Genomic DNA, 7,500 nt, shown 5'->3' on the forward strand with positions numbered 1-7,500 from the left:
AGCCAATGCCGACCAGACGGATAGCCAGGCCGAAGCCGGCAGCGGCGATGCGGGCACCGAAGGGGTGAACGCGGCGCCTGCCGAAGCCAGTGCCGCGCCGTCCGAAGACAATCTGGCCCCGGCCGAAGGCGCGGCCAACGACCCGGTCATTGCCGACGTCAACAACTGATCGAGTCCTGTCTTCAGGTCCATCAACGGCGGGGAGAAATCTCCGCCGTTTTCGTTTCCGCATGCCTGGAATTTTATCCTTTGACCGATATCAAGGCGTCTTGAGAGGCTGGGAGCTACGCACCATATCTCGCGTGAACAGGGATCCGGCTCGAATGGGCGGGTCCGTCACCGTAATCAGATCCGGTGCCGCAAAGCGGGCCGGTGATGGAAGGAGACAGATATGAATCTTGAAAAATATTCCGAGCGCGTGCGCGGCTTCATCCAGTCCGCCCAGACCATGGCACTCTCGCGCAATCACCAGCAATTCACCCCCGAACATATGCTGAAGGTGCTCGTCGATGACGACGAGGGCCTGGCCGCATCGCTGATCGAGCGCGCCGGCGGCAATGTCCGCGACATCAAGCTGGGCGTCGAGGCCGCACTCGAGGCCATGCCCAAAGTGGAAGGCGGCAATGGCCAGCTCTACCTGGCGCAGCCCTTGGCCAAGGTGTTCTCGACCGCCGAGGAGCTGGCCAAGAAGGCCGGCGACAGCTTCGTCACCGTCGAACGCCTGCTGCAGGCTCTGGCCATGGAGAAGTCGGCCAAGACCGCCGACATCCTCTCCAAGGCCGGCGTGACCGCGCAGGCGCTGAACCAGGTCATCAATGATGTCCGCAAGGGTCGCACCGCCGATTCGGCCAACGCCGAGCAGGGCTATGACGCGTTGAAGAAATACGCGCGCGACCTCACGGCCGACGCGCGCGCCGGCAAGCTCGATCCGGTCATCGGCCGCGACGACGAGATCCGCCGCACCATCCAGGTGCTGTCGCGCCGCACCAAGAACAACCCGGTGCTGATCGGCGAGCCGGGCGTCGGCAAGACGGCGATCGCCGAGGGCCTGGCGCTGCGCATCGTCAATGGCGACGTGCCGGAATCGCTGAAGGACAAGCAGCTGATGGCGCTCGACATGGGTGCGCTGATCGCCGGCGCCAAATATCGTGGCGAGTTCGAGGAGCGGCTGAAAGCCGTGCTCAACGAGGTGACGGCCGCCGCCGGCAACATCATCCTGTTCATCGACGAGATGCACACGCTGGTCGGCGCCGGCAAGGCGGACGGCGCCATGGACGCGTCCAACCTTCTGAAGCCGGCGCTGGCGCGCGGCGAGCTGCACTGCGTCGGCGCGACCACGCTCGACGAGTACCGCAAGCATGTCGAGAAAGACGCGGCGCTTGCCCGCCGCTTCCAGCCGGTGTTCGTCAACGAGCCGACGGTGGAGGACACCGTCTCTATCCTGCGCGGCCTCAAGGAGAAGTACGAACAGCATCATAAGGTGCGCATCTCCGATTCGGCGCTGGTCTCCGCGGCGACGCTTTCCAACCGCTACATCGCCGACCGCTTCCTGCCGGACAAGGCGATCGACCTTGTCGACGAGGCCGCCTCGCGGCTGAGGATGCAGGTCGATTCGAAGCCGGAAGCGCTGGACGAGGTCGACCGCCGCATCATGCAGCTCAAGATCGAGCGCGAGGCGCTCAAGGTCGAGAAGGACGAGGCCTCGAAGGACCGGCTCGCCAGGCTGGAAAAGGAGCTTGCCGGGCTGGAGGAGGAGTCCACCGAGCTCACCTCGAAATGGCAGGCCGAGAAGCAGAAGCTCGGGCTCGCCGCCGACCTCAAGAAGCAGCTTGACGAGGCGCGCAACGAACTGGCCATCGCCCAGCGCAAGGGCGAGTTCCAGCGCGCCGGCGAGCTTGCCTATGGCAAGATCCCGGAGCTGGAGAAGAAGCTGAAGGAGGCCGAGGCGCAGGACGGCAAGGCCGGCATGGTCGAGGAGGTGGTCACGCCCGACCACGTCGCCCATATCGTGTCGCGCTGGACCGGCATTCCGGTCGACAAGATGCTGGAAGGCGAGCGCGAGAAGCTGCTGCGCATGGAAGACGAGATCGGCAAGCGGGTCGTCGGCCAGGGCGAGGCGGTGCAGGCCGTCTCCAAGGCGGTGCGCCGCGCCCGCGCCGGACTGCAGGATCCGAACCGGCCGATAGGCTCGTTCATGTTCCTCGGCCCGACCGGCGTCGGCAAGACCGAGCTCACCAAGGCGCTGGCCAATTTCCTGTTCGACGACGAAAACGCTTTGGTGCGCATCGACATGTCGGAGTTCATGGAGAAGCATTCGGTCGCCCGGCTGATCGGCGCGCCTCCCGGCTATGTCGGCTATGAGGAGGGTGGCGCGCTGACCGAAGCGGTGCGGCGGCGGCCCTATCAGGTCGTGCTGTTCGATGAAATCGAGAAGGCGCATCCGGACGTGTTCAACGTGCTCCTGCAGGTGCTTGACGACGGCCGCCTGACCGATGGCCAGGGCCGCACAGTCGACTTCCGCAACACGCTGATCATCATGACCTCCAATCTCGGCGCCGAATATCTGGTCAACCTCGGCGAGGACCAGGATGTCGATGCTGTGCGAGACGAGGTGATGAGCGTGGTGAGGGCCTCCTTCCGGCCGGAGTTCCTCAACCGCGTCGACGAGGTGATCCTGTTCCACCGGCTGCGCCGGCTGGATATGGACCGCATCGTCGAGATCCAACTCAAGCGGCTGGAGAACCTGCTCACCGACCGCAAGATCGCGCTATCGCTGGATCACGACGCGATCGAGTGGCTGGCGGCCAAGGGCTACGACCCGGCCTATGGCGCGCGGCCGCTGAAGCGGGTGATGCAGAAGGAGCTGCAGGATCCGCTGGCGGAGAAGATCCTGCTCGGCGAGATCCTCGACGGCTCGACTGTCAAGGTCACCGCCGGTTCCGACCGGCTGAACTTCCGCTCGAAGCCGACGGTCGTGGCGACCGAGGCGGCGGCCTGAACCGCCTTGCCTACCCAAAGCGGCGGAGCCTGAATGGGCTTCGCCGCTTTTTCTTGAGACGCGGACGCCCATGACGCTCGACGACTACAACAGCTTCTGCGCCTCGCTGCCCCGGACGACGCATGTCGTCCAGTGGGGCGGCGCCCATGTCTGGAAGGTCGGTGGCAAGGTGTTTGCCATTGGCGGCTGGGACGAGGGCAAACAGCTCTTCGTCACCTTCAAATGTTCCGACATCGCCTATGACGTGCTGAAGGAGCAGCCAGGCTGCCGGCCCGCGCCCTATCTTGCCTCGCGCGGCATGAAATGGATCCAGCGCCAGACAAGCCAGAGCATGGATGATGCGGCGCTGAAGGACTATCTCGGCGAAAGCCACCGCCTGGTCGTCCTCAAGCTGACGAGACAGACACGCAGGGAATTGGGCCTGTAGCAGCCGGGTGTTCGCCATCTTCATGCCCGGTTCATGTTGGAACCTTAAGCTCGGTAAATGGTTTGCTGGCGAAGGGCTCGCCACAAAGGGACATGCCGCGCGGCGGCAATTACGGACCGGAGAGTTGGCCACAATGTTGCGCACGATCGTCTGCCTTTCGGCTGTTGTCGCCGGATTGGTGTCTTCCGGCGCGTTCGCGGCGCCGAGTGGCGACGGCGCGGAAAGGGAGGCCCGCGCTCCCGGCGGCATCCTTCTCGCCCAGGACGGCAACATCGACGTCTATTACGACGCCAGGGGAAACCGCGTCATAGTCGATGCCGATACCGGCAAGGTCATCGCTATCCAGCCGCCGAACACTAGGCTCGATCGCAGGGCGCTGCGCCGGCAGCTGCGGATGCAGGAGCTCGGCCGCGCGCCGGTCGAGGATGACGACCGCTACTATCTCGACGATCCCGAAGACATGGCCCGCTTCCGCCGCAGGCAGCTGGACGAGGAAGGCAGGGTGATTCCGCCGCCGGCCGACGAATACGATCCCTATGGCGACAATTCCGTGGATGCCTTTCCGCCGGTGCCGGACGATGAAGGCAACACCGCCACCTACCCGGAGGCGCCGAAGCCGAATACCGTCAAGCGCCAACCGCTGAACGAGGCGTCGATCGACCCCGCGCAGCCGGATCAGGATACGCAGGCTTCCCTGCCGCCGGACACCGGTGGCAAGGCCACGGTCGACCCGTCGCTGTCGCTCGGCGCGCGCCAGGATGTGGCGGCGCTGCAGGTGCTGCTCGATCGCGCCGGCGCGTCGCCGGGCGTGATCGACGGGCGATTCGGCTCCAATGTCGACAAGGCGCTGGCCGCCTACAACGAGATCACGGGCAGCAATCTGCGCTCGACCGACGCCGTCGGCATCCAGTCGGCGCTGGCACAGTCGGGCGGCGATGCGTTCGCCTCCTACACGATCACGCCCGAGGACGCGGCCGGTCCCTACGTCGCGTCGATCCCAGAAGACTACAGCCAGAAGGCCCAGCTCGACCGCATGGGCTACACCTCCGTCACCGAAGCGCTGGCCGAGCGTTTCCATATGGATGAGAACTATCTGAAGTCGATCAATCAGGGCCTCGATTTCAACCGCCCCGGCACGATCATCAAGGTCGCCAATTTCGGCAGGCTGGTATCGACGCCGGTTGCCCGCATCGTCGCCGACAAGGGCAAGAAGGAAGTCTTCGCCTATGACGCGGCCGGCAAGCTGGTTGCCGCCTATCCGGCCACCATCGGCTCGGCCGACACGCCGTCGCCATCGGGCATCCACACCGTGTCGCGTATCGCGCTCGATCCGAACTACACCTACAACCCGAGCATCAATTTCAAGCAGGGCCAGAACGACAAGATCCTGACCATCCCGCCGGGACCGAACGGCCCGGTTGGTTCGGTGTGGATTGCGCTGGACAAGCCGACCTACGGCATCCACGGCACCCCCGATCCCTCCAAGATCGGCAAGACCGAAAGCCATGGCTGCGTGCGCCTGACGAACTGGGATGCGCGGGAGCTCGCCAAGATCGTGTCGCCCGGCGTCACCGTGGAATTCGTCGGCGGATCTTCAGCCGATGACATTGCGCAGCAATGAGCCTCGGAGCGCGGCTGCATAGATCAGCTGCACAAGCAGGATGAAGCCGACGCTGAGCAACGGGCTAAATAGGCACAGCGCCGCGCCGACCGCCCACGGGAACTGCGCCTTGACGATTCGCAGGTAGACCGTGCGTGTCGTGTCCGCGTCGACGTCCTAGGCGATGAAGCCGTTCTTTTCCGCGTACCACCAGCTGGCGAGCAGCGTGACGCCGAGCATAAGAAGGTTCAGCCTAGGCGATCACCGCGATCCTGAACTCGAGGAAGTCGGCCAGAAGGTCGGTCGAGAACGGCAAGAGTGCGATGAAGGCGAGAAAGCACAGGTTCAACGTCGCGAGCCGCCGGTCTGATTTGGCGATCAGCCTATGCTGCGCCTGCTGGGCGAACCAGAAGATGGTCAACGTCAGGAAGCTCAGCGCATAGGTCAGGAAACGTGGCGCCAGCGCCGCGATCGCCGCCGGCAACTCGCCCTCGGAATGGACCGCTTCGTGCGGCGGCACTCTCGAGAACGATCAGAGTCAGCACGATGGCGAAGACGCCATCGGTGATGCCGATGACACGCCCGCGTGCCTCCGCCGACGGTTCGAGTGGCCGCTTCATGCGTCTCCCTCTGTTTCGATGCTGGTGAAACCTAGCACGGCGTCAGCCGTTTGCACCTAAAGCGCGTCGCGCTGAAACGGATTCAGCCGACGCGGTTTGCGGCTTTGTTTTCATGCATGTCGCTTCCCAGGGCCGCGCACGTTTTGGCTGACATGCATTGGTCGGAGTGGCCCGCCATGCGGCCAGGCCGATCTGGTTTCACAACCGCAAGCTTCTGGCTGGTTGTTGCGGGTGCCATAGGAGGTCTAAGCAGGCTCCATGAAATCTCCAGGCGAAGCTGCCGCCATTTCCCCGACCGGCTCGATCGCGAACGGCACGTTCTGCCCGCGGACGCGGCGCCGGTACGTGCTGATCGCGGCGATCCTGGCATCCGCGCTCGGCTTCATCGACGGCTCGGTCCTGGCCATCGCGATGCCGGCGCTGCGGGAAAATCTCGGCGCCAGCCTGGCCGAGGTGCAATGGATTTCCAACGCCTATGCGCTGACGCTATCGGCGCTGATCCTGGCGGGCGGTGCTGCCGGCGACCGGTTCGGCCTCAGGCGCGCGTTCGTGACCGGTATTGCGTTGTTCATCGCCACGTCGCTGGCCTGCGCGCTGGCGCCCAATGCCGGCGTGCTGGTCGCCTTCCGCGCCATCCAGGGCGTCGGCGCCGCCATCATGGTGCCGGGCAGCCTCGCCATCATCGCCAAGGCCTATCCGAAGAAGGAGCGCGGCCGGGCGATCGGCATCTGGGCCGCGGCCTCGGCGCTGACGACCGCGCTCGGTCCGGTGCTGGGCGGCCTCGTCCTGTCCACCTTCGGCAATGGTATCTGGCGGGCGATCTTCGCCATCAACCTGCCGCTGGGCCTCATCTCGATCTATCTTCTCCTGGCCAAGGTGCCGGCCGATGAGCCGACGGAAGAGCGCAGCCTCGACCTCGGCGGCGCCGGACTCGCCACGCTGGCGTTCGGATTGCTGGCCTATGGCCTGACCTCGATGAGCGCCGAGGGCGGCGGACAAATGTCCGGGCCGAGCATCGCAGCCGGCCTGGCGCTGCTTGTCGTGTTCGTTTTCTTCGAGCGCCGACAGCGCGAGCCGATGATCGACCTGTCGCTGTTTGGGATCGGCGCGTTCGCCGGAGCCAATCTTGCGACCTTCTTCCTCTATTTCGCACTGTCGGCCAATCTGTTCTATCTGCCGATGCTGCTGATTGCCGGCTGGGGGCTGAGCACGGCCGAGGTCGGCTTCATTTTCCTGCCACTGTCGGCATCGATCGCGCTGCTGTCGGGACCCGTTGGCCAGTGGTCGGATCGGATCGGGCCGAGATTCCCGATCGCCGCCGGCAGTCTGGTCGTCGCGTTTGCCTTTGCCGGGCTCGCGCTGCTCACCCATGCCGGCATCCACAATTTCTGGACCGGGACGTTTCCGCTGATGGCACTGATGGGGCTCGGCATGGCGCTGGTCGTGTCGCCGCTGTCGACCGCGGTCATGACGGCGGTCGAGGACAAGGACACCGGCGCCGCCTCGGGGATAAACAATGCCGTCTCGCGCATCGGCGGCCTGATCGCGGTGGCGGCGATGGGCTCGCTGGCGGCCTGGGTCTACGGGCTGAGCACCGGCGCCGCGCCCGGCATTCCAGGTTTCGGACAACAGGCGCCAGCGGGGCTCGCGCCGGATCTCGACGCAGCACGGCTCGCCGCCAGCGACGTGGCTTTCGCGGCCGTCGCCGCCGTCACCACGCTGCTCTGCCTGCTTGCGGCCGTCATCGCCTGGATGACCGTTTCCGGCCAGGCGCTGCCGTGGCCGCGCAGCGCGGATGAATCACCGGCTGATTCGTCACGAAACTGATTCGTCGCGGGCGATATGCGATTCGCTC

Annotated in this window: 5 protein-coding genes; 4 read left to right on the forward strand and 1 reads right to left on the reverse strand. The window is 65.3% G+C overall.

What is annotated here, in order from left to right:
• Positions 1-391 precede the first annotated feature (391 nt).
• From clpB to EN781_RS06390, 3 genes are all read left to right on the forward strand, one after another.
• Entirely contained in the window at positions 392-2,998 is a 2,607-nt protein-coding gene (gene clpB / locus EN781_RS06380) for an ATP-dependent chaperone ClpB (RefSeq protein ID WP_126058152.1), read from the forward strand.
• A 70-nt stretch (positions 2,999-3,068) separates the two neighbouring features.
• Positions 3,069-3,425 (forward strand): MmcQ/YjbR family DNA-binding protein, encoded by a 357-nt coding sequence (locus EN781_RS06385; RefSeq protein WP_126058153.1) that lies wholly within the window; start codon positions 3,069-3,071, stop codon positions 3,423-3,425.
• A gap of 133 nt (positions 3,426-3,558) precedes the next feature.
• Complete coding sequence (locus tag EN781_RS06390) at positions 3,559-5,046, forward strand: L,D-transpeptidase family protein (RefSeq protein WP_126058154.1); 1,488 nt, start codon at positions 3,559-3,561, stop codon at positions 5,044-5,046.
• A gap of 232 nt (positions 5,047-5,278) precedes the next feature.
• Here EN781_RS06390 and EN781_RS35160 read toward each other — a convergent pair whose 3' ends face one another.
• A complete protein-coding gene (locus EN781_RS35160) occupies positions 5,279-5,545 on the reverse strand; it encodes a TMEM175 family protein (RefSeq protein ID WP_245455374.1) in 267 nt (88 codons plus the stop codon).
• A gap of 358 nt (positions 5,546-5,903) precedes the next feature.
• Here EN781_RS35160 and EN781_RS06400 point away from each other — a divergent pair, with 358 nt between their 5' ends.
• A complete protein-coding gene (locus tag EN781_RS06400; protein ID WP_127399863.1) occupies positions 5,904-7,472 on the forward strand; it encodes an MFS transporter in 1,569 nt (522 codons plus the stop codon).
• The last annotated feature ends 28 nt before the right edge of the window (positions 7,473-7,500 follow it).

The sequence above is a fragment of the Mesorhizobium sp. M4A.F.Ca.ET.090.04.2.1 genome (assembly GCF_003999085.1).
Classification (GTDB): Bacteria; Pseudomonadota; Alphaproteobacteria; order Rhizobiales; family Rhizobiaceae; genus Mesorhizobium.